This is a genomic window from Oscillibacter sp. (genome assembly GCF_032060045.1).
Lineage (GTDB): Bacteria > Bacillota > Clostridia > Oscillospirales > Oscillospiraceae > Oscillibacter.
This window is the reverse complement of the sequence record NZ_DAMBZJ010000035.1, coordinates 1-1,499: the sequence shown is the minus strand read 5'-3', so window position 1 is coordinate 1,499 and position 1,499 is coordinate 1. Positions and strand designations below refer to the sequence as shown.

Here is a 1,499-nt window from a genome sequence, read left to right as displayed (position 1 = left end):
CCGTCGCTATCAAATATTACAGCAGCGACGGAAGCGATCTTCTCAAGAGCCAGACGGTTACCGTTGGACGGGACAGCCTGTCCGGTTACGAGCTCACGGCGGACGGTGAGGATTTTCTTGGATGGGCAACCTCGTCCAATTCCGATACCGCTAAATATCTCCCCCTTGATCCTTATACAGCTGACGATTATGCAAGTGACGCCAGCCCAAGTGAACTGAACCTTTATGCCGTGTGGGAAACTGCGGCGGGGACTGAGACCCATCGCACGGCTAAGATTTTCGACAGTGGATTGGGTTCATTGGCAGGCCACGGTGATGACGATCTTAAAATTGATTCAACGGAGAGCCCATCGGGCAAGACGGATGTTGGAGCTTCTTTTTCATTTGGAGAAGCGGAAAACGAAATCGCCGCTTTGCCCGGCGCAAGCGCACAGCTCGTCATTTACGCATACGATGTGGACGCGCCGGAAGAGGTCGATACGGTATACCTTGTGGACAAGACCGCATCAGCGACATGGGCGATCGGCAAGCTCTCGGGGATGAATAACGAATGGAACACCACGGTTTTATCCGTTCCCCAGTCGCTTTTCCAGAGCGGTCACACCTATCAGCTGCAGATTACAGTCAGCGATGGATTTGCAGTCTATATCCGCAGCGCGTACCTGCTCCTCGACGGCGGTGACGCGGCAAATATTACCGACAAATCCCTCTCCATTACTCTGGACTCCGGTAGCCATCCCAGCGCAACTACTTCCCTGACAACGGAAAATGGGGCAACTTATGATCTGGAATATAAATTCAGCAACATGGAAGACGGCAGCACAGTACAGCAGGGCAGCGGTACGGGCACAATCTCAACCGGCGACGGCGGGACCGGAACGGATAAAATGACATGGAATAAGGTTGTTGAAAAAGGAACCACCTATCAGGTGGACGTCACCATAAAAAAAGAGGGTTCACCCGTTACTACGATTACAAAGACTTTTGAAGTCTGTGACTATTCCTATGACTTAAACGGGCACGGAGTCTCTATTCCCGGCGGTGTCATGGCCTCCGGAGAGAAGCTCGCCAACCCGGCCGACCCAAAAGCGGAGGGATTCGCATTTGGCGGGTGGTACAAGGAGCGCAACTGCAAAAATCAATGGGATTTTGACACGGACACCGTAAACGCCGACACCACGCTTTACGCGCTTTGGAATGCGGAGCCAACCGTCAGTGGTGTCAGCGTCACGTCCGGCAGCGACAGCGCGGCTGTAAGCGGTAGTATGGCGATTACGTTCAGCGAAGAAATGGATAAGTCAGCGGCGGGCGTTGTTTCACTCAGGGACGGCAGTGAAACAACTCCCTTGAGCGGCGACTGGTCTGCTGACGGAAAGGTTTACACTGTCTCCTATTCGGACCTTGCATACGAAAAAGAGTATACTGTTCAAATCGCAGAGTTTAAGAGTAAAACCGGCGCGGCGATGAGCCCCGATAATACCCGTACCTTTACCACGAAA

General features: G+C 52.9%; 1 protein-coding gene. It reads left to right on the top strand.

Annotated elements, in window-relative coordinates; all coding sequences use genetic code 11:
• On the top strand, positions 1–1,499 hold a 1,499-nt coding region (locus RT018_RS12870), incomplete at both ends, for an InlB B-repeat-containing protein (protein ID WP_312942605.1).